Genomic DNA, 25,354 nt, shown 5'->3' on the forward strand with positions numbered 1-25,354 from the left:
TTTGCTTGCGCCGTTTACTGTGCATGGGGTTGTTTTCGACGTTTTGTCTTGGGCAGGCGGGTTTACCGGCACTTCGGCGACAGCGCAGGCACGTTTGGCCACTGCCAATTCTTCCAGCTGCCGTCCTCCCCGACGCAGGCCGAGGCTGATGCCGACTCTGTCCGTTCGGAGACCTTGGGCGCAGCAAAACGCTGGTCGACATAGGTCGTCGATAAATATCCGGCGACGATGACGCCCAGAAACACCGAGGAACCCTTGGCAAGATCGCGCAGCCGCATCGATCGCCTCCATTCGCTTGTCATCGCTGACACAACGAATAACCGACCTCGCAGGATCCCTGCGTGACAGGCCTCACGCCCGCCAGAATTACGCCCGCCAGGCCATCTTCAGCACCGGCCGGCCCGAGGTCGGGTTCACATCGTCGCCGGCATGAGCAAAGCCGTTGCGCTCGTAGAAGCGGATGGCGCGGGAATTGTCCTTGTTGACGAGCAGCGTGATGCCTGATGGCGAAAGGCGCTTGGCCTCTTCGACCAGCAGCCGGGCTGCGTCCGAGCCCCAGTGATCAGGGTCAACCACGAGCTGGTCGAGATAGCCGTCGCCGTCGATGGTGACGAAGCCGGTGAGGGCACCATTCTGCTCGGCGACGACAATGGACGCCTTCGGCACCAGATCCCTCAGCCAGCGCTCGCGCCACCATTCGAGCCGTGCCGCGAAGTCGATCTGCGGATAGGCCTGCTGCCAGGTGCGATGCCAGAGATCGATCGCGGCGGCTTCGTCGGAGGCCGCGTAGGGGCGGAGGTGGATCGCGCTCACTACCGCTCCGTCAGCTTCAGCTCGATGCGGCGGTTGCGCTTGTAAGCCTCTTCCGTGTTGCCGGGATCGAGCGGCTGGAATTCGCCGAAGCCGGCCGCGACGAGGCGCTGGGCGGGTACGCCGAGCGAGACCAGATATTGCACCACCGAGATCGAACGTGCCGCGGACAGATCCCAGTTCGACTTGAAGTTCGGACCGTTGACCGGACGCACATCGGTGTGGCCGTCGACGCGCAGCACCCAGGGGATGTCGCTCGGGATCTTCTTGTCGAGCTCGATCAGCGCGGCCGCCAAGGTGTCGAGCTCGGCGCGGCCCTCGGGCAGAAGCACCGCCTGTCCAGTGTCGAAGAACACTTCGGACTGGAACACGAAGCGGTCGCCGACGATGCGGATGTCGGGCCGGTTGCCGAGGATGGCGCGCAGGCGGCCGAAGAATTCCGAGCGGTAGCGCGACAATTCCTGCACGCGCTGCGCCAGCGCCACGTTCAGGCGAGACCCGAGATCGGCGATGCGGTTCTGCGATTCCTTGTCGCGCTTCTCGCTCGCGTCGAGCGCCTCTTCCAGCGCGGCCAATTGCCGCCTGAGCGCGCTGATCTGCTGGTTCAGCACCTCGATCTGGGCCAGTGCCCGCGCCGAGACCGCCTTCTCCGAATCCAGCGCCTTGCCGAGCTCGGAGGTCTTGCCTTGCGCATCGCTGCCGGCGGCAGCGAGGCCATCATAGAGGCCCTTGATGCGGTCGCGCTCGGTCTCGGCCGAGGCGAGACCGGCCTTCAGTTGCGAAACCTGGTCGTCGAGCGTGAGCTTGCCGAGCTTCTCCAGCGACAACAGCTCGTTGAGCTGGGCGATCTTGGCGTTGAGCAGCTCCAGCGCCTTGTCCTTGCCGGTGACCTCCTGCGACAGGAAGAACTGCACCACCAGGAACACCGACAGCAGGAACACGATCGACAGCACCAGCGTCGACAGCGCGTCGACGAAGCCGGGCCAGTAGTTGAAGGCGCCTTCGCTGCGGCGGCCGCGCGCTAGAGCCATGTTGTCCGTCTCCACTTTCGTGTCCCGGACGCGATGCAGCGTGCAACGCTGCTTCGCAGGGCCGGGACCATATTGTCCCTGACGCTGGGCCCCGGCTCAGCAACGCATCATTTCATGCTGCGTCGCGTCCGGGGCACGAGATCGTCTCAGCTCTTTTCCGGCTGGCGGGCGATGCGCTCCAGCAGACGCCGGATCTCGCGGTTCTGCTCGCCCTGGCCGTCGGCCCATTCGCGGATCATCTGCTGCTCGGTGCGCATGTGCGAGACCAGCGCCTGGATGGCTTCGGCAAGGCTCGCCATCGCCGCCGTGGTGCCGCGGCTGGCGCTGCCTTCCTCGAGCACGGAGCGTAAGCGTTCGACCGCGGCCTGGAGCTCGCCGCCGGCGACTCCGCCGCCGCCGGAAGCGACCGCGACCTCGCCGCTGCCATATTCGCGCACCGTGGTGGCGAGCCAGTCTTCCAGGTCGGTGTAGAAACGGTTCTGCGCCTGGCTCGATTGCAAATCGAGGAAGCCGAGGATCAGCGATCCCGCGAGGCCGAACAGCGAGCTGGAGAACGAGATGCCCATGCCGCCCAGCGGGGCTGCGAGGCCCTCCTTCAGCGTGTCGAACAGCGCGCCGGAATCGCCGCCGACCTTGAGCCCGTCGATCACCTTGCCGACCGAGCCGACCGTCTCGATCAGGCCCCAGAAGGTGCCGAGCAGGCCGAGGAACACCAGGAGGCCGGTCATGTAGCGCGAGATGTCGCGGGCTTCATCCAGGCGGGTCGCGATCGAATCGAGCAAATGCCGCATCGTGGTCTGGGTGATCGACATTCGCCCGGAGCGCTCGCCGCCGAGGATCGCCGCCATCGGCGCCAGCAGTTTCGGGTGCCGGGCCGGCGCCAGGCCAGGATCGGCGATGCGGAAATTGTTGACCCAGGAGACCTCAGGGTAGAGTCGGATGACCTGGCGGAAGGCCAGGATGATGCCGATGAACAGCACGCCGCCGATCAGGGCATTGAGGCCGGGATTAGCGAAGAAGGCCTGGATGATCTGCTTGTAGAGCACCACGCCGACCAGCGTGCACAGCACCAGGAAGACCAGCATCCTCACCAGGAAGACGCTGGGTGAGGACAGCTTTGTATACTCGATATCCATGGTGGAGCGGGGCGAGGCGCCTGACGGCATGGCCGGTATCATCCATTCCAAAAGCTTGCTTGCGGCGCGCACTATGGCACAGCGCCGGCCCAAAAAAAGCGCCGGATGCGCCGATTTCGGGGACAGCTCGGGGAACCCGGACCGGAAGCGGGGCTTTGATAAGCAGCTATCTGCAGAGATTCGCCATTCGGGGGGCGCATGAGTGTCGTTTCCGCGATCATCGGGACTGCCGAACGCGTGCCGCTGCCGGACGTCGTGATCCGCGCCGCGATCCAGCGCCTGTGCTCCCGCAGCGCAACCCGCCTCGCCGCGCATGACGCGGCCGCCGACGCCGCATTCGCCGGCCGGATGATGCTGCGGCCGATCGCCGAAAACGCTGAGGCCGGGCGTGAGGAGGTGCCCGCGGCGTTCTTCGCCGAAATGCTCGGCCCCAGCCGCAAATATTCCTGCTGCTTCTACAAGACCGATGCGACCACCTTGCAGGAGGCGGAGGAGGAGGCGCTGCGCCAGACGGTCGAGCATGCCGGCCTCGCCGACGGCCAGACCATCCTCGAGCTCGGTTGCGGCTGGGGCTCGCTGTCGCTGTGGATGGCACGGCAGTTTCCACACGCCAAGGTGACGGCGGTGTCGACCTCGCGGGCGCAGCGCGCTCATGTCGAGGAGGAGGCGCGGCGGCGCGGCTTGCTGAACCTGCGGGTGGTCACTGCGGACATGAACGTGTTCGCGCCCGACGGCCAGTTCGACCGCATCGTCTCGGTCGAGATGTTCGAGCAGATGATGAACTGGCGCAAGCTGATGTCGCGGCTGCGGTCATGGCTCGCGCCGGATGGGCGCTTCTTCATGCAGATCGTCACCCATCGCTCCGGCTCGCAGCTGTTCGACCGGCTCGATCGCGAGGACTGGATCGCGCAGCACGTCTTCACCGGCGGGCTGATGCCGAGCCATCACCTCGTCAGGCAATTCCACGACATCTTCACGGTCGAGAAGGAATGGTGCTGGAGCGGCACGCATTATCAGCGCACCACTAATGACTGGCTCGCCAATTTCGACACGCATCGGGATGCGATCGAGGCGTCCCTGCGCCAGGTCTATGGCGAACACACCTGCCTGTGGATGCGGCGCTGGCGCTGGTTCTTGCTCGCAACATCGGGCCTGTTCGGCTATGCCGATGGAACCGAATGGGGGGTCAGTCACTACCGGATGAAGGCCGCCGAGTAATTGCGATGTTCCGCCGCACACGCGCCGGTGGAACCCCGACTCACAATCAAGTGACACGGCAAAAGCCTTCTTATTTCAATCGTGTAAGCTGTGTGACAATGAGCCGCCCGCGTCATGCGTTGCATCGCAGCAGATGCATTCTATTTTGGCGGTATCAGCCGCGTGTAAAAGGTCCAGAACGGGCCTCGCGCGAGCATGATTAGTTTCAACAATATCGGGGCACCCCATTTCATGTCAGGACTTCGCGCGCGATCGGCATGCGTTGCAATACTGCTCGCGGCCCTGGCGCCGCTGCTTGGTGCTTGCGACGAATCCAGCTCCGCCGTGTCTGCCGCCCCGCCCACCTATCCGGACGTCAGCATCGTCATTGTTAAGCCGCAGCCGCGCGCAGTGGTCCGGGAATTGCCGGGACGCATCGCGCCGACGCGTGTCTCGGACGTGCGGCCGCGCGTCTCCGGCATCGTGGTCGAGCGCCTGTTCCGCCAGGGCAGCGAGGTGAAGGCAGGCGATCCGCTCTACCGCATCGATCCGCGCCCGTTCGAGGTCGAGGTGCTGGCCAACGAGGCGGCGCTCGCCAAGGCCGAGGCTGCTGCGATGCAGGCGCACCAGCAGGCACGCCGCGTCGCTGCGCTTACCAAGGACCGCGCCGCCCCGGAAGCCGAGAACGAAAAGGCGATCGCGGCCGAGCGTCAGGCCCACGCCGAGGTCGAGGGACGCAAGGCCGAGCTCGCGCGGGCAAAGCTCAATCTCGATTATGCTACCGTGCGCGCGCCGATCGACGGCGTCGTCGGTGCGGCCCTCGTCAGCGAAGGCGCGCTCGCCGTGCAGAACGAGACCAATCTCGCCACCATCCAGCAGCTCGATCCGATCTACGCCGACTTCACCCAGTCGGTGACCGAGCTCAACCAGCTCCGCCGCGCCTTCGAGACCGGCGATCTCGAGCGTATCGCGTCCGACGCCGCCAAGGTGCGCCTCGTGCTCGACGACAACACGCTTTATTCGCTCGACGGCAAGCTGCTGTTCTCCGACGCCAAGGTCGACGCCCACACCGGGCAGGTGACGTTGCGCGGCGAGTTCCCCAATCCCAAGCGCGAACTGCTGCCGGGCATGTATGTCCGCGTCCGCATCGACCAGGGTCTCGATAGCGACGCGATCGCGGTGCCGCAGCAAGCGATCCAGCGCAATGGCGGCGGCGGCAGCGAAGTGTTCGTCGTCAAGGACGACAACCACATCGCGGTGCAGCCGGTGCGCACGGGGTCGGTGCAGGACGGAATCTGGTTTGTCACCGAAGGCCTGAAGGCCGGCGACAAGGTCGTGGTTGAAGGCTTCCAGAAGTTCGCCGCCGGCGACAAGGTCAAGCCGCAATCCTGGTCGGAGGCGGACGCGACCGCGGACAACCGGCACGCCCTGAAGCTCACGCGGTAACGCGCCATGGCGAGTTTCTTTATCGACAGGCCAATCTTTGCCTGGGTGGTCGCGCTGTTCATCTGCTTGATCGGCGCAATTGCCGTGCCGCTGCTGCCGATCGCGCAATATCCGATCATCGCGCCGCCCTCGATCTCGATCTCGACCAGCTATCCTGGCGCCTCGCCCGAAAACCTCTACAACAGCGTCACGCGACTGATCGAGGAGGAGCTCAACGGCGCCTCCGGCATCCTCAATTTCGAATCGACCAGCGACTCGCTCGGCCAGGTCGAGATCATCGCCAATTTCGTGCCCGGCACCGATACCAGCGCGGCCTCGGTCGAGGTGCAGAACCGCATCAAGCGGGTCGAGGCGCGCCTGCCGCGCGCGGTGATTCAGCAGGGTATCCTGATCGAGGAAGCCTCGAGCGCGGTGCTCCAGATCATCACGCTGAATTCGACCGACGGCAGCCTCGACGAGGTCGGGCTCGGCGACTTCATGATCCGCAACGTGCTCGGTGAAGTCCGCCGCATCCCCGGCGTCGGCCGCGCCACGCTCTATTCGACCGAGCGCTCGCTTCGCGTCTGGGTCGATCCGGCCAAGCTCGTCGGCTATGGGCTCACCGCCGACGACGTCAACAAGGCCATTGCCGCGCAGAACGCGCAGGTTGCCTCGGGCAGCATCGGCGCCGAGCCGTCGACCTCGAGCCAGCGCACCTCCTCGCTGGTGCTGGTCAAGGGCCAGCTCTCTTCCCCGGATGAATTCGGCGCCATCATCCTGCGCGCCAATGCCGACGGCTCGACCGTGCGCCTGCGCGACGTTGCGCGCATCGAGGTCGGCGGCCTCAGCTACCAGTTCAACACGCGCCTGAATGGCAAGCCGACCGCCGGTCTCTCTGTGTTGATGTCGCCGACCGGCAATGCGTTGGCGACCGCGAGCGCGGTCGAAGAGAAGATGAAGGAGCTGTCGCGGTTCTTTCCGGCCAACATCACTTACGAGATTCCCTACAACATCACGCCGGTGGTCGAGGCTTCGATCAAGAAGGTGCTGACGACGCTGGTCGAAGCCGTGGTGCTGGTGTTCGTGGTGATGTTCCTGTTCCTGCAGAACATCCGCTACACCATCATCCCGACCATCGTTGTGCCGGTGGCGCTTCTGGGCGCCTGCACCACGCTGCTGCTCGCCGGCTATTCCATCAACATGCTCTCGATGTTCGGCATGGTGCTCGCGGTCGGCATCCTCGTCGACGACGCCATCGTCGTGGTCGAGAACGTCGAGCGCATCATGAGCGAGGAGGGGCTGCCGCCGAAGGAGGCGACGCGCAAGGCGATGTCGCAGATATCGGGCGCCATCATCGGCATCACGCTGGTGCTGATGGCGGTGTTCGTGCCGATGGCGTTCTTCCCGGGATCGGTCGGCATCATCTACCGCCAGTTCTCCGTGACTATGGTCGCTGCGATCGGCTTCTCCGCATTCCTCGCGCTGTCGCTGACGCCGGCGCTGTGCGCGACCTTGCTCAAGCCGGTCGCGGCCGGCCACGGTCATGCGAAGCGGGGCGTGTTCGGCTGGTTCAACCGCGTGCTCGAAGGCGGCAAGGAAGGCTATTCCCGCACCGTCGGCTTCTCGCTGAAGCGGACCGGCCGCCTGATGCTGGTCTATGTCGCGCTGCTCGTCGGCCTGTCCTGGGCCTTCGTCAGCCTGCCGGGCGGCTTCCTGCCGATCGACGACCAGGGCTTCGTCACCACCGACGTGCAAACGCCGTCGGATTCTTCTTATCCCCGCACCGAGGCCGTGATCGAGAAGGTCGAGAAATACCTCGCCGAACGTCCAGGCGTGAAAGATGTCACCTTCCTCACCGGCTTCAGCTTCTCCGGCCAGGGCATGAACACCGCGCAGGCCTTCATCACGCTGAAGGACTGGTCGGAGCGTGGACCGAAGGATTCGGCCGCGGCGATCGTCAACGACATCAACCGCGATCTGGGGGCGTCGATCCGCGATGCCAAAATCTCCGCGCTGCAGCCGCCGCCGATCGACAATCTCGGCAACTCGTCGGGCTTCTCGTTCCGCCTCCAGGACCGCGGACAGAAGGGCTATCCGGCCTTGATGCGCGCCGCCGATCAGTTGATCGCGGAAGCCAACGCCAGTCCCGTGCTCCAGAAGGTCTATGTCGAAGGCCTGCCCGAGGCCGGGGTGGTCAATCTCATGATCGACCGCGAGAAGGCCGGCGCCTTCGGCGTCACCTTCGAGGACATCAACAACACGATCTCGACCAATCTCGGGTCGAACTACATCAACGACTTCCCGAACCGCGGCCGCATGCAGCGCGTCGTGGTGCAGGCCGACGCCCGCGACCGCATGCGGACCGAGGACATCCTCAACTACAACGTCAAGAACAGCCGCGGCCAGCTGGTGCCGTTCTCGTCCTTTGCCACGGTGGAATGGGCGCGAGGCCCGACCCAGATCGCAGGCTTCAACTATTATCCGGCGGTGCGCATCTCCGGCGAGGCCAAGCCCGGCTTCACCTCGGGTGACGCGATCGCCGAGATGGAGCGTCTTGCCGGCCGTCTGCCGCGCGGCTTCGGCTACGAATGGACCGGGCAGTCGCTCCAGGAGAAGCTATCGGGCTCGCAGGCGCCGTTCCTGCTCGGTCTGTCGGTGTTCGTGGTGTTCCTGTGCCTCGCGGCGCTCTACGAGAGCTGGACCATTCCGCTCGCGGTGCTGCTCACGGTGCCGCTCGGCATCGTCGGCGCGGTGATCGCGGCCATGCTGCGCGGCCTGCCCAACGACGTCTATTTCACCGTCGGCCTGATCACCATCATCGGCCTTGCGGCAAAGGACGCGATCCTGATCATCGAATTCGCGAAGGATCTGCGGAAAGAAGGCAAGCCGCTGGTGGAAGCCACCATCGAGGCCTGCCGCCTGCGCTTCCGCCCGATCCTGATGACCGGCCTCGCCTTCATTTGCGGCGTGCTGCCGATGGCGATCGCCCACGGCGCCGGCGGCGCCAGCCAGCAAGCGCTCGGCAGCATCGTGATGGGCGGCATGATCGCGGTGGTGATCCTGGCGCTGTTGATGGTGCCGGTGTTCTTCGTCTCCGTGCAGCGCGTGCTCGCGGGGGACAGGGAGGCGGAGGCGGTGAGGGAAGGTGAGGCGTACGGCCCCCCGGCGCCGGTGCGGTCGACGTAACGCCACCGTCGTCATTCCGGGGCGCGAAGCGCGAACTATGTATGATGCGCAGTTGCGCATCTGAGAACCATCATGCCACCATTGATGCGGATCAATGGATTCCGGGCCCGCGCCAAGAGGCGCGTCCCGGAATGACGATGCGTCTTACGCCGGTTTCCGCAAGATCTTCACCAATTCCCCGTGCACGTACTCATTCCCGCACACCACGTCCCCAGTGACCAGCGCATCGCCGGGCGTGTTGATGTCACTCACCGTGCCGCCCGCTTCGCGCACCATCAGCATACCGGCGGCGATGTCCCAGGATTGCAGATTGCGTTCCCAATAGCCGTCGAGGCGGCCGGCGGCGACGAAGGCGAGGTCGAGGGAGGCGGCGCCGAAACGGCGCAGGCCTGCGACGCGGTCCTGGATCGCGGTCATCTCGCGGCGGAATTCTTCGTGATCGCCGCGGCCGATGTGGGGCAGGCCGCAGGCCACCACGCATTCGTTGAGCTGGCGGCGGCCGGCGACGCGCAGGCGCTGGTCGTTGAGGAAGACGCCCTTGCCGCGCTCGGCGATGTAGAGCTCGTCATTGGCGGGATTGTAGATCACGCCCGCGATGATCGTGCCCTCGCGCACGAGGCCGATCGAGATCGCGAATTGCGGGATTCCGTGCAGGAAGTTGGTGGTGCCGTCGAGCGGGTCGACGATCCAGGTGTGGCTCTTGTCGGAGCCCTCGCGCGTGCCGCCCTCCTCGCCGATGAAGCCATAGCCAGGCCGCGCCTTGGCGAGGTCCTGGTAGAGGATCTCCTCGGCGCGCTTGTCGGCGAGCGAAACGAAATTGGCTGGCCCCTTCAGCGAGACCTGGAGATGCTCGATCTCGCCGAGATCGCGCTTGAGGCTGCGGCCGGCGCGGCGCGCGGCTTTGACCATGACGTTGATAGTGGCGGAATACAGCATGAGCTCTGGTTTTGATCGGGGGAAATGGCGGGAAATCACGCCTGTTTGGGGGACTGGGTGCCCTGCAAGGGCCCTCAGGTCAAGTCATTGCGTCAAGTCATTTGGTCCCGAGCCATTTTCTGGCGGCGGCCTCCGCCTTGGCCCGGTCCTCGGCCGGCAGGTCGGATAATTGCTTGTCGAGCTCCGGGTCGCCTTTGCCGGCGGTTTTGGCCACCAGGTGCCATTTGAAGCCCTCGACCTTGTCTACGGACGTGCCCACGCCGTTGATCAGCACCCACGCCAGCCGATTCTGCGCGATCGCGCTGCCCTGGCGGGAGGCCTTGCGGAGCAGGGCGACGGCAGCCGGCTGGTTCTTCGGCGTGCCGGTGCCGTTGAACATGGCGATGGCATATTCGACCTCGGCGTCGACATTGTCGGCGAGGGAGGCGGCCTGGAGCAGCCGCACCGAGCGTTCCGGGTCCTTCGGCACGCCGGTGCCTTCCTTGTAGAAGGTCGCCAGCGCGTATTGCGCCTCGGGCAGGCCTGCATCGGCGGCCAGGCGCAGCAGCTCGGCGGAGCGCTTCACGTCCTGCGGCAGGGTCTGGCCGTCGAGATAGAGCAGAGCGAGGTTATAGGCCGCCCTGGGCTCGCCGAGCTTGGCGGCCGACGCCATCAGCTTGACCGCCTCGCTCTTGTCGATCGGGCCGCCGCGGCCCGAAATGCGCAGCATGGAGAGCGCGAACATCGCCTCGCGGTCGCCGGCATCGGCCGCGCGCTTGTACCATTCGGCGGCCTTGGCGTAGTCGCGCCGCATGCCCATGGCATTGGAATAGAGCTCGCCGAGCATTGTCATCGCCTTGGGATCGCCGGCTTGCGCGCGGGCGGTGGCGAGGTCGAACGCGGTCTTGTACTGGCCGCGCTGATAGGCGCCGAACACCAGATCGACGTTGGAATTTTCGGTCGGCGGCGCCGGGATCACGGTGGCGGCCGGCTTGGGGGAAGGGGACGGCTTGGGTGAGGCGGAAGGCTTGGGCGCCGGCGCGGCCTCTTTCTTCTTGGTGAGCGCGTGCGGCTTGGACTTTTGCTTCTCAGGCGGCGCGCTCGGCGTTGCGGCCGGCGGGGTGATCTGGAGCTGCGCGGCCGCGGGCACTGTGAGCAGCAATGTGGCCAGCATGGTGATGCAGGGGAGCTTCATGTCGGGCGCTAGCCGTGCTCCTGGCTCGCAGGATTTTGGCTGGCCGTCGCCGTCGCATGGGCTTTCTTGATCGCAGCGTCGACCTCGCTCAGCGCGGCCTTGGGCCCGCGCGGATCGGCCCAGATGAAGTCGCCGACCAGCACGAAATCGGCGCCGCTGGCGGCGAAATCGTGGGCTTCCTGCAGCGACATGGCAAAGCCGACGCAAGGTGGCTCGAACAGCTCCGCCCACCAGTCCAGCCGCTCCGCGATGGCTTGCGCCTGGGGGCGCTGGCCTTTCGCATCGGGCTCACCGAACAGCACGTAATCCGCGCCCATCTCGCCCGCATCCATGGAATGGTGCCGCGTCGTCAGCCCGCCAACACCGGCGATGCGATCGGGCTTGAGCGATGGCAGCGCCTCTTTCAGCGCGGCGATGCCGGGGAGGTGCGCGCCGTCGGCGCCGCCGCGCGCGACCAGCTCGGCATGGCCCTCGACGAGCAGCGCGGCGCCAGCTTTCTGCACCGGCGGCGCGAGCGCCTTGATGCGCGAGATCATGGTGCGCTGGTCGGTCTCCTTCAGCCGCAGCAGCACGGCCGCGACGTCGGCGGCGGCCAGCAGGCCCGGCAGCTCGGCCACAAGCGAAGCGGGATCATCGACGACAGGCGTCGCGAGATAGAGGCGCGGCGCCGGGCGCGGCGGAGGCGGTTTGTTCGACAAGATCTAGGCTGCCTTCTTTTCCAGGCTACTTTGCCATTCGCCCTTGGAGGCGAGGCCGTTCATTCGCGCGCGATGGCTGAAGGCGGTTTGGCCGGCCGCGACGTTCTCGGCCTTGCCGGACCAGGCTTTCTTCGGCGCGGCCTGCAGGGCGCGGCCGTAGGAGAAGGTCAGGCCCCAGGGCAGCGGGCCGAGCTTGTGCATGGCGTTGAGATGCGCGGTCGCCTCCTCGTCGGACTGGCCGCCGGAGAGGAAGGCGATGCCGGGCACGGCCGCGGGCACGCAAGCCCTGAGCAGCCGGATCGTCTTCTCGGCGACCTCCTCGACGGAGGCCTGCTTTGCGCATTTCTTGCCCGATATCGCCATGTTCGGTTTCAGCACCATGCCTTCGAGCGCGACGCGCTGCACGCGCAATTCCTGGAACGTCTTGTTGAGCACGCGGGTCGTCACCTCATAGCAGCGGTCGATGTCGTGATCACCGTCCATCAGCACCTCGGGCTCGACGATCGGCACGATCTGCGCGGCCTGGCACAGCGCGGCATAGCGCGCCAGCGCATGGGCGTTGACGCTGATCGCGGTCATCGAGGGGATGCCGCTGCCGATGTCGATCACAGCGCGCCATTTGGCGAAGCGCGCGCCGCGCTCATAGTATTTCTTCAGCCGTTCGGCGAGCTTGTCGAGCCCGACGGTCACGAGCTCGCCCGGGCACATCGGCAGGGCCTGCGTGCCCTCGTCAACCTTGATGCCGGGAATGGCGCCGCTCTGTTCGATCAGCCTGACCAGCGGCGTGCCGTCCTTGGCATCCTGCCAGATCGTCTCGTCATACAGGATCACGCCGGAAATATACTGGCTCATGGCCTCCGTGGACCGGAACAGCATCTCGCGATAGTCGCGGCGGTTGCCTTCGGTCGAGTCCACGCCGATCGCGTCAAAACGCTTCTTGATGGTGCCGGAGGATTCGTCGGCGGCGAGGATACCCTTGCCTGATACGACCATGGCGGTCGCGATCCTGTTGAGCTCAGTCAGATTCATCGAGAGGTCCTCCCAAAACGATTCTGCCCTTGCCCGTGAAAATAGACCGTTCTCGGGCAATTGCCGAGTTAACGTTCGTCGCAGGGTAAAGGGGGGAGGCTGGGTTCTTCGTCTCTCCCCGCTTGCGGGGAGAGGCCGACGCGCACCAGCGCGGCGGGTGAGGGGGACTCTCCGCGAGTCCATTGTCACCAATTATGCGGAAACAGCCCCTTACCCCGCCCTCTCCCCGCAAGAGCGGGGCGAGGGGGGACGAGAGAGCGTTTGCGGCCCTTACGCGACCTTCGGGTCCAGCTCGCCCTTGGCGTAGCGCTTGGCCATCTCGGCGGTGGTCAGGACCTTCTTGATCTTGGAGGCCTGGCCGGCGGTGTTGAACTCCTGGAGGCGCTGCTTGCACAGCTTGGTCATCGCCTCCATCGCCGGCTTCAAATATTTGCGCGGATCGAACTCTTCCGGATTGTCCTTGAGCACTTTCCGGATCTGGCCGGTCATGGCCATGCGGTTGTCGGTGTCGATGTTGATCTTGCGCACGCCGTTCTTGATGCCGCGCTGGATCTCGGACACAGGCACGCCCCAGGTCGGTTTCATCTTGCCGCCATTGGCGTTGATGATCTCCTGCAGGTCCTGCGGCACCGAGGAGGAGCCGTGCATCACCAGATGCGTGTTCGGCAGCTTGCGGTGGATCTCCTCGATCACGTTCATGGCGAGAATGTCGCCGTCCGGCTTGCGGGTGAACTTGTAGGCGCCGTGCGAGGTCCCCATCGCGATCGCGAGCGCGTCGACTCTGGTCTCCTGGACGAACTTCACGGCCTCGTCCGGATTGGTCAGGAGCTGGTCGTGGCTGAGCTTGCCTTCGGCGCCGTGGCCGTCTTCCTTGTCGCCCATGCCGGTTTCGAGCGAGCCGAGCACCCCCAGCTCACCTTCCACCGAGATGCCGCCGAGATGGGCCATGTCGGTCACGGTCTTGGTGACGCCGACATTGTAGCCCCAGTCGCCGGGGGTCTTGCCGTCGGCCTTGAGCGAGCCGTCCATCATCACCGAGGTAAAGCCGGCCTGAATCGCGGTCATGCAGGTCGCCGGCTCGTTGCCGTGGTCGAGATGCACGCAGACCGGGATGTGCGGATAGATCTCGGTCACCGCGTCCATCATGTGCTTGAGCATGACGTCGTTGGCGTAGGAGCGCGCACCGCGCGAGGCCTGGATGATGACGGGCGCGTCGACCTGGTTGGCCGCGTCCATGATCGCCAGCGCCTGCTCCATATTGTTGATGTTGAAGGCCGGTACGCCGTAATCGTTCTCCGCCGCGTGGTCGAGCAATTGACGTAACGTGATCCGAGCCATCTGTCTTTTTCTCCCGTTGGGGCCTTGCGGGGCCGCTGATTACTCGCCGATCTGGCTTACTTGACGCGCAAAACCTCGACGCCGGGCAGGGGCTTGCCTTCCATCCATTCGAGGAACGCGCCACCGGCGGTCGAGACATAGGTGAAGTCACCGGCCACATGGGCCTGGTTGAGCGCCGCGACGGTGTCGCCGCCGCCTGCGATCGAGATCAGCTTCTTGGCCTTGGTGCGCTCGGCGGCGTGCCTGGCGGCCGCGACCGTGCCGCGATCGAACGGCTGCATCTCGAAGGCGCCGAGCGGTCCGTTCCAGACCAAGGTCGCCGCATCGTCGATCGCGGCGTGGACGCGGGCGATCGATTGCGGGCCGACGTCGAGGATCATGCCGTCGGCCGGGATCGCATCGAGCCCATAGGCGTGCGAGGGCGCGTTGGCAGCGAAATGATAGGCAACGGTGGCGTCGACCGGCAGGATGATGGCGCAGTTGGCGGCTTCCGCCTTCTCCATGATGCGCACCGCGGTCGGTGCGAGATCCTTCTCGGCCAGTGACTTGCCGACGCCGACGCCCTGGGCGTGCAGGAAGGTGTTGGCCATGCCGCCGCCGATCACGAGCGCATCGACCTTGCTGACGAGGTTTTCGAGCAGGTCGATCTTGGTCGAGACTTTTGCGCCGCCGATGATCGCGATGACAGGCTTGGTCGGCGAGCCCAGCGCCTTCTCCAGCGCATCCAACTCGGCCTGCATGGTGCGGCCGGCATAGGCGGGGAGCTTGTGGCCGAGGCCTTCGGTCGTGGCGTGGGCGCGGTGCGCCGCCGAGAACGCGTCATTGACCCAGATGTCGCCGAGCTTTGCCAGCTCCGCGACGAAGGCCGGATCGTTCTTTTCCTCTTCCTTGTGGAAGCGGGTATTTTCCAGACACAGGATGTCGCCGTCGTTCAGGCTGGCGACGGCCTTGGCCGCGGGCTCGCCGATGCAGTCGTCGGCGAAGGCGACCGGCTTCTTCACCACCTTCGACAGCGCTTCAGCGACGGGCTTGAGCGAGTCCTTGGGATCGCGCCCCTTCGGCCGGCCGAAATGCGCGAGCAGGATGACCTTGCCGCCCTTGTCCGAGATTTCGGTGATGGTCGGCGCGACGCGCTCGAGCCGGGTCGTGTCGCTGACGCGGCCATTGTCCATGGGCACGTTGAGATCGACGCGCAGCAGCACGCGCTTGCCCTTCACGTCGACGTCATCGAGGGTGCGGAATTTGTTGGTCATCGGACGCTTCCTTGTCCCGGGCGCTACTAGCGGCGCGCAGTGCCGCTGTGCAGAACCGGGACCCACGTTGCAGCGAGTCCCGCAGTTAAATGGGTCCCGGATCTGCGAAGCAGCGTTTCACGCTGCATCGCGTCCGGGACACGAGAGCGGAGTTAGATCACCTTCGCGATCGCAGCGGCGGTGTCCGCCATGCGGTTCGAGAAGCCCCACTCGTTGTCGTACCAGGACATCACGCGCACCAGCGTGCCGTTCTGCACCTTGGTCTGGTCCTCGTGGAAGGTCGAGGAGTGCGGGTCGTGGTTGAAGTCGATCGAGACGTTCGGCGCATTGGTGTAGCCGAGGATGCCCTTGAGCTGCTGCTCGCTGGCCCGCTTCATCGCCGCGTTGATCTCCTTGGCATCGGTGGCGCGCTTGGCGACGATCTTGAGGTCGACGACCGAGACGTTCGGGGTCGGCACGCGGATCGCGACGCCGTCGAGCTTGCCCTTCAGCTCCGGCAGCACGAGGCCGATCGCCTTCGCAGCACCGGTCGAAGTCGGGATCATCGACATCGCCGCCGCGCGGCCGCGATAGAGATCCTTGTGCATCGTATCGAGCGTCGGCTGGTCGCCGGTATAGGCGTGGATCGTGGTCATGAAGCCGGTCTCGATGCCGACGAGATCGTTCAGCACCTTGGCAACCGGCGCCAGGCAATTGGTGGTGCAGGAGCCGTTGGAGATGACCAAATGCTCCTTGGTCAGCGTCTCATGGTTGACGCCGTAGACGATGGTGGCGTCGGCGCCGTCGGCGGGCGCGGAGACCAGCACGCGCTTGGCGCCGGCGGTCAGATGCGCGGACGCCTTGTCCTTCGAGGTGAAGATGCCGGTGCATTCCATCGCGATGTCGACGCCGAGATCCTTCCACGGCAGCTTCGAGGGATCGCGCTCGGCGGTCACCTTGATCTTGCCGCCACCGAGATTGATCGTATCGCCGTCGACGGTGACGGTGCCGGGGAAACGGCCATGGACGCTGTCGAAGCGGAGCAGATGGGCGTTGGTCTCGACCGGACCGAGATCATTGATGCCGACGACCTCGATGTCCTTGCGGCCGGACTCGGCGATAGCCCGCAGGATGTTGCGGCCGATGCGGCCAAAACCGTTAATTCCGACGCGGACTGCCATGTTTCGTCTCCTTCAATGACCGTTGTCATCCCGCACAACGCGCTATGCGCGCCTGCGAGGGTTTTTTAGGGGCGGGCGCCCGGTTCGGCCGGGCGGTGCTTGATCATATGGAAGACTAGGTAGTCCTTTTTTGCGGCAAGCTCAACTCTCAGCTAACGCGCTTCAGCACAGCGTTAACTGCAGCCTCGGCGGTAATGCCGAAATGCTTGTAAAGCTCCTTTGCAGGGCCGCTTTCGCCGAACGAATGCATGCCGATAAATTCGCCATCCTGGCCGATCACGGCATCCCAGCCCCAGCGCACGGCAGCCTCGATCGCGACCTTGACCGGTGCGTTGCCGATGATCGCGGCGCGCTTGGCCTCTGGTTGCGCTAACAACAGCTCGAGCGAGGGAACGGAGACAACGCGCGACGCGATGCCGCGTTCCGCGAGCTGCTTCTGGGCGGCGACCGCGATCTCGACCTCGGAGCCGGAGGCGAACAGCGTCACCTTGGCTTCGCCCTGGGCGGCGACCAGCTCATAGGCGCCCTGTGCGCAGGGATTGTCGTTCGGCGCGGTGGTGCGCAGCTGCGGCAGGTTCTGGCGCGTCAGCGCCAGCACGGTCGGTCCGTCCACGCGATTGAGCGCGAGCTCCCAGCACTCGGCGACCTCCATGGCGTCGCACGGGCGGAACACACGCATGTTCGGAATGGCGCGCAGCGCGGCAAGATGCTCGACCGGCTGATGGGTCGGGCCGTCTTCGCCGAGGCCGATGGAATCGTGCGTCATCACATAGACGACGCCGGAGCCCATCAGTGCGGCAAGGCGCATTGCAGGACGTGCATAGTCGGTGAACACCAGGAAGGTCGCACCGTTCGGCGCGAAGCCGCCGTGCAGGAAAATGCCGTTCATCGCCGCGGCCATGCCATGCTCGCGGATGCCGTAATGGATGAAGCGGCCCTTCGGCGTCTTCGCCGAGAAGGCGGTCGCCGACTTCGCCTTGTTGTTGTTGGAGCCGGTGAGGTCGGCCGAGCCGGCGAGAAATTCCATCGGCATCGCGCCGGCGATGACTTCGATCACGGCTTCCGAGGATTTGCGGGTCGCCGCGGTCATCGGCTTTTCCAGCAATTCCTTCTTGTACGCGCGCACCGCCTTGGCGAGCGAAGCCGGACGCTCATGGCGCAGGCGGCGCTCGAATTCTGCACGCTTGCGGCTGCCGAGCTCACCGAGCCGGCCCTCCCATTCCTGGCGCGCCGCAGCGCCGCGGCTGCCGGCTGCACGCCACGCCTTCAGCGCGTCGTCGGCGACCGCGAACGGCTCGAGCGAGATGCCGAGATTTTCCTTGGCGGCCTTGAGCTCCTCAGCCCCCAACGCCTCGCCATGCACCTTCGACGTCCCGGCCTTGTGCGGGGCGCCGAAACCGATGGTGGTGCGGCAGGCGATCAGCGTCGGCTTGTTGGATTTCTTCGCGCGCGTGATGGCGTCGGCAATCGCCGCCTGATCGTGGCCGTCGATCTTCTCGGCGGCCCAGCCCGCCGACTTGAAGCGCTTCACCTGGTCGACGGAATCGGAGATCGAGGTCGGGCCGTCGATCGAGATGCCGTTGTCGTCGTAGAGCACGATCATCTTGTTGAGCTTCCAGTGCCCGGCCATCGCGATCGCTTCCTGCGACACGCCTTCCATCAGGTCGCCGTCGGAGGCGAGCACATAGGTATGGTGATCGACGATCTTCTTGCCGAATTCGGCGGCAAGCATCTTCTCGGCGAGCGCCATGCCGACCGCGGTCGAGATGCCCTGGCCGAGCGGGCCGGTCGTGGTCTCGATGCCGTTGGTCCGGAAGTTCTCGGGGTGTCCCGGGGTGAGCGAGTCGACCTGGCGGAACTGCTTGATCTGGTCCAGCGTCATCTCGGAATTGCCGGTCAGATACAGCAGCGAATAGAGCAGCATCGAACCGTGGCCGGCCGAGAGCACGAAGCGGTCGCGGTCGGGCCAGGCGGGCGCGGTGGCGTCGAATTTCAGGAATTGCGTGAACAGCACCGTGGCGATGTCGGCGGCACCCATCGGCAGGCCGGGATGACCCGATTTCGCCTTCTCGACGGCGTCCATCGAAAGGCCGCGGATCGCGTTGGCCATACGGGTGTGATCGACCTGCGTCATGTCTGAAATCCGTCTGAAATGAGGCGCTTGGAGGCGGTGTACGCCCGCGCGGGAGGAGCCTGGCGGCCACTGAAGGTCGGGGCTGGGATAGCACCTCGGTTCCGGGAGTCCAAGGCAGTCAAACGCCGATTCGGCCGTAAAAGTTGCCTGCGGCACGCTTCGAAAGGGGCTCCGTTTCGGAGGTGATCGCACCGGCAGGAACCCACGGATCGGGATGATCGCTCCCGATCTAGCAGTGCATAGTTTCGCGGCGGCGTTGCGCTTGGCTAGCTTGCCACGTAAATTTCTGCTTCTAACCGCTTGCCGAACCGAGTCTTTTGCCGGACGGCACGCCCCAGGAAAAGGCCACTGGGCAAAGGCCACAGGTTCCGCCGCTGACTACATGAACGATCGCGTGTCCAACAGTGCCGCCATGACGGAGTCCTCCGCGGTCGAGATCGAGATCGCGACCCGCAGGCTGATGGCGGCGCTCGACGCGCTCGAAAGCGCGGTCGAGCGGCGGCGCGATGCTGATCGCGACGAGAACGAGCTTGCGGCACGAATCCAGGCATTGGGCGCGGATCGCTCGCGGCTCGCCGACGAGCTCGACGGCGCGCTGGTGAAGGCGCGCAAGCTCGAGCGCACCAATCGCGAGATTTCCGACCGGCTGGATTCCGCGATCGTCACGATACGCTCGGTGCTCGATACCGGAGAGGACGGATGAGCCACATCAACGTCACCATCAATGGCCGGCAATACCGCATGGCCTGCGAGGAGGGCCAGGAGGTGCGGCTGCTCAAGCTCGCGGAAAGCCTGGAGACGCGGATCCAGTCGCTGCGCGGAAAATTCGGCGAGATCGGCGATGCGCGCCTCACCGTGATGGCGGCGCTGACCGTCTGCGACGAGCTGGTCGATGCCGGCAACCGTGTCCGCACCATGGAGCAGGAGCTGACCGAGCTCAGGGACTTCCGCAACGCCGCCGTCGAGCGCGCCCGGATGACGCAGACCGCCGTGGTGAATGCCCTGAACGCCGCGGCCGAACGCATCGAGAAGTCGACCCAGGTCCTGAACCGGACCGTCGGCAACGGGATTGCGATCGGGTAGCGTCCGCGGATCGCCTGGTTTGCTCAATGTGTCCGCGCGCGTACCCTCCCCTGGAGGTCCGGGACGAGCGAGGCTCGCCCGTGGGTCGATCGCGCGCAGCGCGAGCGGGGCGGGGTGATCTCTCCACACGAACACTGTTGGAGGGTGGAGGACCGTCACCCCACCCCGTCTCACATTTCGCTGCGCTCAATGTGAGCCGACCCTCCCCCTCCAGGGAGGGTAAGAAGCGCGCGGCGGAAGCGAGGCTGCTCGTCGGGCTGGCGATTCGTCAGTATCGTTGTTACATTGCGCGGGCGAGGCTGCGACGCGCGTCAGGAGCCATATATCCCCGGGGCCTTATCGATCCTTTAGGGAACTGTCCCTGGCCGGGCCCGTGGGCCCGGACATATGGTGCCCACCTACTTTCGTAGGGAACTCCGGGATCGAGTGCTTCAACGGCGTACGCGGCTTCGCACTTTTGTTTGCTTGGTTTGTGCTTGTTGAAACGACTGCGGCCCAGTTCAACAGGTGTCATGCCCTTCCCAGTGCGCAATTGTGCATGGGGACCGGGACATCCGGTACGCCGCGGCCTTTGTGTGAATCACCACCGCCTCTGAATACTGGATCACCCGCATTCGCGGTGATGACGTGGGGGACCAAAGCGCATGCCCAATTCGAAAGCCGAACTCCGTGCCAAGGCCCTGGCGGCACGCGACGCGCTCAGCGAGAAGAAGCGCAGCGCCGCCGCCGCAAAGCTCGCCAAACGCGGACTGCCATTCCAGCTTCTGCCCGGCAGCATCGTCTCCGGCTATTCGCCGATCCGCAGCGAGATCGATCCGATGCCGCTGCTGAAGAAGCTCGCCGAAGAGGGCGCAAAGCTGGCGCTGCCTTGCGTCACCGCGCGCGGCCAGTCGCTGATCTTCCGCATCTTCCACCCGAACGATCGCCTGATGCTCGGTCCGCTCGGCATTCCCGAGCCGTCGCCAGCCGCAAGCGAAGTCATTCCGGATATCATGCTGACGCCGCTGGCGGCGTTCGACCGTCTCGGCCATCGCATCGGCTATGGCGCGGGGCATTACGACTTCACCTTCGCGCATTTGCGCAAGGCCAAGAATATCGTCGGCATCGGGCTCGCTTTTGCAGCGCAGGAGATCAAGGCGGTTCCGGCACTATCCCACGACGTCGCGCTGGATTATGTGCTAACGGAATCGGACGTGTTCGATTTCCGGAGTTCTGAAGTTGCGCATTCTCTTCGTGGGTGACGTCGTCGGCCGTGCAGGACGCACGGCCATCGCCGACTATCTGCCCGGCATGGTCAAGGACTGGTCGCTCGATTTCGTCGTCGTCAACGGCGAGAATTCCGCCGGCGGCTTCGGCATCACGGAAGCGATCTATCAGGAGTTTCTCGATGCCGGTGCCGACGCGGTCACGCTCGGCAACCATTCCTGGGACCAGCGTGAAGCGCTTGTGTTCATCGAGCGTGCCGAGCGCCTGGTGCGTCCGGCGAACTATCCGCGCGGCACGCCGGGCCGCGGCGCCGCCCTGGTCGAGACCAAGAACGGCAAGCATGCGCTCGTCGTCAACGCTTTGGGCCGCGTCTTCATGACCCCGTTCGATGATCCCTTCGCAGCGCTGGAGCGCGAGTTAGGGGCCTGTCCGCTCGGCGTTGCCGCCGATGCCGTCGTCGTCGACTTCCATTGCGAGGCGAGCAGCGAGAAGCAGGGCATCGGCTTCTTCTGCGACGGCCGCGCCAGCCTCGTCGTCGGCACGCACACCCATGTGCCGACCGCCGACCACCAGATCCTCTCGGGCGGTACCGCCTACATGACCGATGCCGGCATGACCGGCGACTACGATTCCATCATCGGCATGCAGAAGGAAGAGCCGCTGCGCAGGTTCACCTCGGGGATTCCGTCGGGGAGATTCGAGCCGGCCGCGGGCGCAGCGACGCTGAGCGGCGTCGCGGTGGAGACGGATGATGCAACGGGCCTCGCGCTCAAGATCGCACCGGTGCGCGTCGGCGGAAGGCTGGAGCCGACGACGCCGAAGTTCTGGCTGAGTTAGCAGAGCCGCGTCAACCTCGGTGTCGTCCCCGCGAACGCAGGGACCCATAACCCCAGGAGTAATATGGGGCAAAGCTCCCACTCCGAGTCATCGTCAAACTACTCCCTGTGGGTATGGGTCCCGGATCTGCGCTTCGCTTGTCCGGGACGACGGCGGAGATTGACGCGCGCGATAGCGCATCAATCTCGCCGCAAGTAACCCCGGCTGCCTACTCCGCCGTCTGCCCCCGCAGCTCCGCGACATCCTTTGCCGTCAGCTTCGAGCCCTTCGTCCCGAACCGCGCCGTGACGTAGTTCGCCACCGCCGCGATCTCGTCGTCGGTATACGCATTGCCGAACGCCGGCATCGAAAGTGCGCCATCCGGTGTATGCCGCTTCGTACCTGACAGCACGATCTGCGCGACGTTGGTGGCGGCGGGGTCGTTGACGGCCCAGGTGCCGGTGAGCGTTGCCATCGGGGACACCGGGCTCTCGCCGCTCCAGCCGTGACAGCTGGCGCAGGCGCTGGCGAACACCTTCTTGCCGCGTGCGTCCGCCGTGACGCCGTCCTTGTGCGAGGCGGGCGCGACCGGCGCCGTGGTCGCGGGCAGGTCAGGCGAGGGCTGCGGCGGCACGCTGCGCAGGTAAGCAACGATGGAGCGGATGTCTTCGGGCGCGAACCGGCTAAAGCTGTGGTCGACCGCTTCACCCATCGGCCCCGAGGCCGAGCCGTGGCCCGGCGCATGGCCGAGCGACAGATAGGAGATCAGATCCTGGTCGCTCCAATTGCCAAGACCTGTCGCCTTGTCGGAGGAGATGTTGAAGGCGCGCCAGCCCGCCGTGATCGCGCCGGCGAACTTCCTGCGGTTATCCAGCGCAAAACCGAGATTGCGCGGGGTGTGGCATTCGCCGCAATGCGCCAGCGCTTCGACAAGATACGCGCCCCTGTTCCATTCCGGGCTCTTCGAAATATCGGGGGCAAAGCGCGTGTCCGGATTGAACACGGCCGACCAGGCAATCATCGCCCAGCGCTGGTTGAACGGGAACGACAGCGTATTGTCCGGCGCCTTCGCGCGCACCGGCGGCAGGCTGAACAGATAGGCCTTCACCGCCAGCACGTCCTCATCCGTCATGAACGTGTAGGACGTGTACGGCATCGCCGGATAGAGCCGGGCGCCGTCGCGACGCTGGCCGTGCTGGACCGCGTTCAGAAAATCCTGGTCGTTGTAATCGCCGATGCCGGTGTCCTTGTCCGGCGTGATGTTGGTGGAATAGAGCGTGCCGAACGGCAGCTTGAACGCGAGCCCGCCCGCATAGTCCTTCTCGCCCGGCTTGGTGTGGCAGACCATGCAGTCGGCCGCCTTGGCGAGATATTCGCCGCGCTCGACCAGGCTTGCCTTCTCCAGCTTGGCGGGCACGCCGGTCGGCTTGCCGGCGCGGTAATCCGCCAGCGCCACCTTCGTGCCGCCGGCGAAGTCGAGCGGGCCGGGCCCGCGAATGATCCAGACGCCGAGCCCTGCTGCGACGATGGCGATTGCCGCGACGCTTGTGAGGATACGCATCTTGCCGCTCATGCCTTCTTCCCCGCAGCCAGCAGTTTCCGGTCAATGGGCAGGCGCCGCAGCGCCACGCCGGTTGCGGCAAGAATCGCGTTGCGCAGCGCCGGCGGTCCGGCGTTGACGCCGGCCTCGCCGATGCCGCCGGGCGCTTCGCCGCTCTTGGCGACGATCACCTCGATCTTCGGCGTTTCGTTGATGCGCATCATGCGGTAGTCGTGGAAGTTCGATTGCTGCACGCGGCCCTTGTCGATGGTGATCTCGCCATAGAGCGCGGCGGTGAGGCCGAAGATCAGCCCGCCCTCGATCTGCGCCTTCACAGTGTCGGGGTTGACTGCAATGCCGGTGTCGACCACCGAGGTGATGCGGCGGAGCACGATCTCGCCGATGTCGTCGATCTCGGCCTCCACCACGGTCGCGATGAAGCTCGCGAATGACGGCTGCACGCAGACGCCGCGACCGACGCGCGGAGGCAGCGGCTGGCCCCAGCCGGATTTCTCTGCGACCTGGGTGAGCACCGCGAGCATGCGCGGGTTCTTGGTCAGCATGGACTTTCGGAACTCGATCGGGTCCTTGCCCGCCTTGCGCGCGAGCTCGTCCATCGCGCATTCGACCGCGAACACGTTGTTGTTGGGGCCGACGCCGCGCCAGAAGCCTGTCGGCACCGACAGCGGCTCGGCGCGGACATATTCGACGTGGAAATTGGCGAAGTCGTAGGGCGCGTCGACCGCGGCATCGATCGCGTCGATGTCGATGCCCTTCTGGAACGCCGGCGGCAACCAGCGCGCCAGCACCGCGGAGCCGGCGACCTTGTACTTCCACCCCGCGACCTTGCCGTCGACCAGCGATGCCGTGATCTGGTCGCGATAGACCGGACGATAGACATCGTGCTGGATGTCCTCCTCGCGGGTCCACACCACCTTCACGGGGTAGTCGACCTGTTTTGCGATCTTCACCGCCGCGATCACCATGTCGGGCTCGAGCTTGCGGCCGAAACCGCCGCCGAGCAGATGATTGTTGACGATCACCTTGTCGACCGGAAGCCCGGCGGCCTTCGCCGCCTCCGACTGCACGCGCGTCATGATCTGCGTGCCGGTCCAGATCTCGCAGGAGCCGGGCTTCACGTGCACCGTGGCGTTGATCGGCTCCATCGACGCATGCGCCAGGAACGGCAGCTCGTAAGCCGCCTCGAACTTGTCGCCGCTCGCCAGCGCCTTGGCGATGTCGCCGTCGGATTTGGCGACCGCGCCGTCCTTCTGGCTGGCCTTGCGCAGATCGTCCCAGACATCCTTCGTGGTGATCGCAGCGTTGGGTCCCTCGTTCCACTCGATCTTGAGCGCTTCGAGGCCCTTCTTGGCCGCCCACATGTGATCGCCGATCACGGCGACCATGTCGTCGAGCACCACGACCTTGCGCACGCCGGGGAGCTTCACCGCGGCGCTGTCGTCGACCTTGCCGACCTTGCCGCCGAACACGGGGCAGGCGGCGACGGTGGCGAACTTCATGCCGGGCAGGATCGCGTCGATGCCGTAGACGGCCTTGCCGTTGACCTTGTCGGGCGTGTCGAGCCGCTTCAGCGGCTGGCCGATGATGACGAAGTCCTTGGGGTCCTTCAGCGCAACATCCTTCGGCGGGGTCTGGCCTTGCGCAGCGAGCGCCAGCGCGCCGAAAGCGAGCTTGCGGCCGCTCGCTTCATGCGCGACCTCGCCCTTCGATGCCGTGCAGCTCGCGGGCTCGACGCCCCATTGGGCGGCCGCGGCCTGCACCAGCATCGCGCGGGCGGTGGCACCGGCCTTGCGCAGCGGCAGCCACCAGGCCCGGATCGAGTTGGAGTTGCCGGTGACCTGCAGGCCGAAGGTCGGATTACCGTAGAGCTTGTCGTTCGGCGGGGCGTGCTGGACCTCGACCCTGCTCCAATCGGCATCCAGCTCCTCGGCGAGCACGGCGGAGATCGAGGTGTAGGTGCCCTGGCCCATCTCGACCTGCGGCATCATCAGCACGGTGCGGCCGGTCTCGTCGATGCGGATGAAGGCATTGGGCGCGAACTTGCCCTCGGTCGCATCGCGCGGCTGCACCGGTTCGTTGACGGCGGCGCGCAGCGGCAGATGGAAGGCGAGCAGGAAACCGGTGGCGAGACCGCCGGTCAGCAGCGCGCGGCGGGAGACGCTGTCATGTGCATTCATGGCG

General features: G+C 65.6%; 21 protein-coding genes and 1 other RNA gene. 8 read left to right on the plus strand and 14 right to left on the minus strand.

All coding sequences use genetic code 11. The features are described from left to right. Positions 1-62 precede the first annotated feature (62 nt). The 4 genes from GGD67_RS30940 to GGD67_RS30955 all read right to left on the minus strand — a co-directional run bounded on the left by GGD67_RS30940 (position 63) and on the right by GGD67_RS30955 (position 3,007). Positions 63-278, minus strand: coding sequence for a hypothetical protein (locus tag GGD67_RS30940; protein ID WP_020508691.1), 216 nt, complete (start codon positions 276-278; stop codon positions 63-65). An 88-nt stretch (positions 279-366) separates the two neighbouring features. Further along, entirely contained in the window at positions 367-813 is a 447-nt protein-coding gene (locus GGD67_RS30945) for a GNAT family N-acetyltransferase (protein WP_018318717.1), read from the minus strand. Continuing rightward, positions 813-1,841, minus strand: a complete 1,029-nt coding sequence (locus GGD67_RS30950; RefSeq protein WP_026202059.1) for a peptidoglycan -binding protein — start codon at positions 1,839-1,841, stop codon at positions 813-815. Before GGD67_RS30950 ends, GGD67_RS30945 begins: the two co-directional genes overlap by 1 nt. Positions 1,842-1,987: 146 nt before the next feature. Next, positions 1,988-3,007 carry a flagellar motor protein MotA gene (locus tag GGD67_RS30955; protein WP_179738136.1) on the minus strand — a complete coding sequence of 340 codons (1,020 nt, stop codon included), beginning with the start codon at positions 3,005-3,007 and terminating at the stop codon, positions 1,988-1,990. A 168-nt stretch (positions 3,008-3,175) separates the two neighbouring features. Between GGD67_RS30955 and GGD67_RS30960 the strand changes: the two genes are divergently transcribed. From GGD67_RS30960 to GGD67_RS30970, 3 genes are all read left to right on the plus strand, one after another. After that, complete coding sequence (locus GGD67_RS30960) at positions 3,176-4,195, plus strand: cyclopropane-fatty-acyl-phospholipid synthase family protein (protein WP_179738138.1); 1,020 nt, start codon at positions 3,176-3,178, stop codon at positions 4,193-4,195. A gap of 231 nt (positions 4,196-4,426) precedes the next feature. Further along, positions 4,427-5,620, plus strand: a complete 1,194-nt coding sequence (locus GGD67_RS30965) for an efflux RND transporter periplasmic adaptor subunit (protein WP_018318713.1) — start codon at positions 4,427-4,429, stop codon at positions 5,618-5,620. Positions 5,621-5,626: 6 nt separating this feature from the next. Next, on the plus strand, positions 5,627-8,785 hold the full coding sequence (locus GGD67_RS30970; RefSeq protein ID WP_179738140.1) for a multidrug efflux RND transporter permease subunit: 3,159 nt from the start codon (positions 5,627-5,629) through the stop codon (positions 8,783-8,785). A gap of 144 nt (positions 8,786-8,929) precedes the next feature. Here the strand turns inward: GGD67_RS30970 and GGD67_RS30975 are convergent, their stop codons facing one another. From GGD67_RS30975 to tkt, 8 genes are all read right to left on the minus strand, one after another. Continuing rightward, positions 8,930-9,721 (minus strand): inositol monophosphatase family protein, encoded by a 792-nt coding sequence (locus tag GGD67_RS30975; RefSeq protein ID WP_092254484.1) that lies wholly within the window; start codon positions 9,719-9,721, stop codon positions 8,930-8,932. Between the two features lie 97 nt (positions 9,722-9,818). Continuing rightward, positions 9,819-10,895, minus strand: coding sequence for a tetratricopeptide repeat protein (locus GGD67_RS30980; RefSeq protein ID WP_179738142.1), 1,077 nt, complete (start codon positions 10,893-10,895; stop codon positions 9,819-9,821). Between the two features lie 8 nt (positions 10,896-10,903). After that, a complete protein-coding gene (locus GGD67_RS30985; RefSeq protein WP_179738144.1) occupies positions 10,904-11,593 on the minus strand; it encodes a thiamine phosphate synthase in 690 nt (229 codons plus the stop codon). A 3-nt stretch (positions 11,594-11,596) separates the two neighbouring features. Beyond that, a complete protein-coding gene (locus GGD67_RS30990; RefSeq protein WP_179738146.1) occupies positions 11,597-12,622 on the minus strand; it encodes a class I fructose-bisphosphate aldolase in 1,026 nt (341 codons plus the stop codon). A gap of 270 nt (positions 12,623-12,892) precedes the next feature. Next, positions 12,893-13,960 (minus strand): class II fructose-bisphosphate aldolase, encoded by a 1,068-nt coding sequence (gene fba, locus GGD67_RS30995; RefSeq protein WP_018318707.1) that lies wholly within the window; start codon positions 13,958-13,960, stop codon positions 12,893-12,895. A 56-nt stretch (positions 13,961-14,016) separates the two neighbouring features. Continuing rightward, entirely contained in the window at positions 14,017-15,213 is a 1,197-nt protein-coding gene (locus GGD67_RS31000) for a phosphoglycerate kinase (RefSeq protein ID WP_179738148.1), read from the minus strand. 152 nt (positions 15,214-15,365) lie between these two features. Continuing rightward, positions 15,366-16,373 carry a type I glyceraldehyde-3-phosphate dehydrogenase gene (gap, locus tag GGD67_RS31005; RefSeq protein WP_018318705.1) on the minus strand — a complete coding sequence of 336 codons (1,008 nt, stop codon included), beginning with the start codon at positions 16,371-16,373 and terminating at the stop codon, positions 15,366-15,368. Between the two features lie 148 nt (positions 16,374-16,521). After that, complete coding sequence (tkt, locus tag GGD67_RS31010) at positions 16,522-18,507, minus strand: transketolase (RefSeq protein ID WP_179738150.1); 1,986 nt, start codon at positions 18,505-18,507, stop codon at positions 16,522-16,524. 382 nt (positions 18,508-18,889) lie between these two features. On the opposite strand from tkt, the gene GGD67_RS31015 reads away from it, so the two are divergent. From GGD67_RS31015 to GGD67_RS31035, 5 genes are all read left to right on the plus strand, one after another. After that, a complete protein-coding gene (locus GGD67_RS31015; protein WP_018318703.1) occupies positions 18,890-19,210 on the plus strand; it encodes a DUF4164 domain-containing protein in 321 nt (106 codons plus the stop codon). Beyond that, positions 19,207-19,590 carry a cell division protein ZapA gene (locus GGD67_RS31020; protein ID WP_018318702.1) on the plus strand — a complete coding sequence of 128 codons (384 nt, stop codon included), beginning with the start codon at positions 19,207-19,209 and terminating at the stop codon, positions 19,588-19,590. The genes GGD67_RS31015 and GGD67_RS31020 overlap by 4 nt, the downstream gene beginning before the upstream one ends. Positions 19,591-19,883: 293 nt before the next feature. Continuing rightward, a non-coding RNA gene (gene ssrS / locus GGD67_RS31025) (6S RNA) lies at positions 19,884-20,044 on the plus strand. A gap of 190 nt (positions 20,045-20,234) precedes the next feature. Then, complete coding sequence (locus GGD67_RS31030) at positions 20,235-20,831, plus strand: 5-formyltetrahydrofolate cyclo-ligase (RefSeq protein WP_018318701.1); 597 nt, start codon at positions 20,235-20,237, stop codon at positions 20,829-20,831. Then, complete coding sequence (locus tag GGD67_RS31035) at positions 20,809-21,633, plus strand: TIGR00282 family metallophosphoesterase (protein ID WP_018318700.1); 825 nt, start codon at positions 20,809-20,811, stop codon at positions 21,631-21,633. Before GGD67_RS31030 ends, GGD67_RS31035 begins: the two co-directional genes overlap by 23 nt. Positions 21,634-21,841: 208 nt before the next feature. Here GGD67_RS31035 and GGD67_RS31040 read toward each other — a convergent pair whose 3' ends face one another. Beyond that, positions 21,842-23,185, minus strand: a complete 1,344-nt coding sequence (locus GGD67_RS31040) for a cytochrome c (protein ID WP_179738152.1) — start codon at positions 23,183-23,185, stop codon at positions 21,842-21,844. Beyond that, positions 23,182-25,350 (minus strand): xanthine dehydrogenase family protein molybdopterin-binding subunit, encoded by a 2,169-nt coding sequence (locus GGD67_RS31045; RefSeq protein WP_179738154.1) that lies wholly within the window; start codon positions 25,348-25,350, stop codon positions 23,182-23,184. Before GGD67_RS31045 ends, GGD67_RS31040 begins: the two co-directional genes overlap by 4 nt. Positions 25,351-25,354: the final 4 nt, after the last annotated feature.

The organism is Bradyrhizobium sp. IAR9, from assembly GCF_013408065.1.
In the GTDB taxonomy this organism is placed as follows: domain Bacteria; phylum Pseudomonadota; class Alphaproteobacteria; order Rhizobiales; family Xanthobacteraceae; genus Bradyrhizobium.

Coding starts and splice junctions, on each gene's coding strand:
- GGD67_RS30940 (WP_020508691.1), bottom strand. CDS start 278: ATGCGGCTGCGCGATCTTGCCAAGGGTTCCTCGGTGTTTCTGGGCGTC.
- GGD67_RS30950 (WP_026202059.1), bottom strand. CDS start 1,841: ATGGCTCTAGCGCGCGGCCGCCGCAGCGAAGGCGCCTTCAACTACTGG.
- GGD67_RS30955 (WP_179738136.1), bottom strand. CDS start 3,007: ATGCCGTCAGGCGCCTCGCCCCGCTCCACCATGGATATCGAGTATACA.
- GGD67_RS30960 (WP_179738138.1), top strand. CDS start 3,176: ATGAGTGTCGTTTCCGCGATCATCGGGACTGCCGAACGCGTGCCGCTG.
- GGD67_RS30965 (WP_018318713.1), top strand. CDS start 4,427: ATGTCAGGACTTCGCGCGCGATCGGCATGCGTTGCAATACTGCTCGCG.
- GGD67_RS30970 (WP_179738140.1), top strand. CDS start 5,627: ATGGCGAGTTTCTTTATCGACAGGCCAATCTTTGCCTGGGTGGTCGCG.
- GGD67_RS30975 (WP_092254484.1), bottom strand. CDS start 9,721: ATGCTGTATTCCGCCACTATCAACGTCATGGTCAAAGCCGCGCGCCGC.
- GGD67_RS30980 (WP_179738142.1), bottom strand. CDS start 10,895: ATGAAGCTCCCCTGCATCACCATGCTGGCCACATTGCTGCTCACAGTG.
- GGD67_RS30990 (WP_179738146.1), bottom strand. CDS start 12,622: ATGAATCTGACTGAGCTCAACAGGATCGCGACCGCCATGGTCGTATCA.
- fba (WP_018318707.1), bottom strand. CDS start 13,960: ATGGCTCGGATCACGTTACGTCAATTGCTCGACCACGCGGCGGAGAAC.
- GGD67_RS31000 (WP_179738148.1), bottom strand. CDS start 15,213: ATGACCAACAAATTCCGCACCCTCGATGACGTCGACGTGAAGGGCAAG.
- gap (WP_018318705.1), bottom strand. CDS start 16,373: ATGGCAGTCCGCGTCGGAATTAACGGTTTTGGCCGCATCGGCCGCAAC.
- tkt (WP_179738150.1), bottom strand. CDS start 18,507: ATGACGCAGGTCGATCACACCCGTATGGCCAACGCGATCCGCGGCCTT.
- GGD67_RS31015 (WP_018318703.1), top strand. CDS start 18,890: ATGAACGATCGCGTGTCCAACAGTGCCGCCATGACGGAGTCCTCCGCG.
- GGD67_RS31020 (WP_018318702.1), top strand. CDS start 19,207: ATGAGCCACATCAACGTCACCATCAATGGCCGGCAATACCGCATGGCC.
- GGD67_RS31030 (WP_018318701.1), top strand. CDS start 20,235: ATGCCCAATTCGAAAGCCGAACTCCGTGCCAAGGCCCTGGCGGCACGC.
- GGD67_RS31040 (WP_179738152.1), bottom strand. CDS start 23,185: ATGAGCGGCAAGATGCGTATCCTCACAAGCGTCGCGGCAATCGCCATC.
- GGD67_RS31045 (WP_179738154.1), bottom strand. CDS start 25,350: ATGAATGCACATGACAGCGTCTCCCGCCGCGCGCTGCTGACCGGCGGT.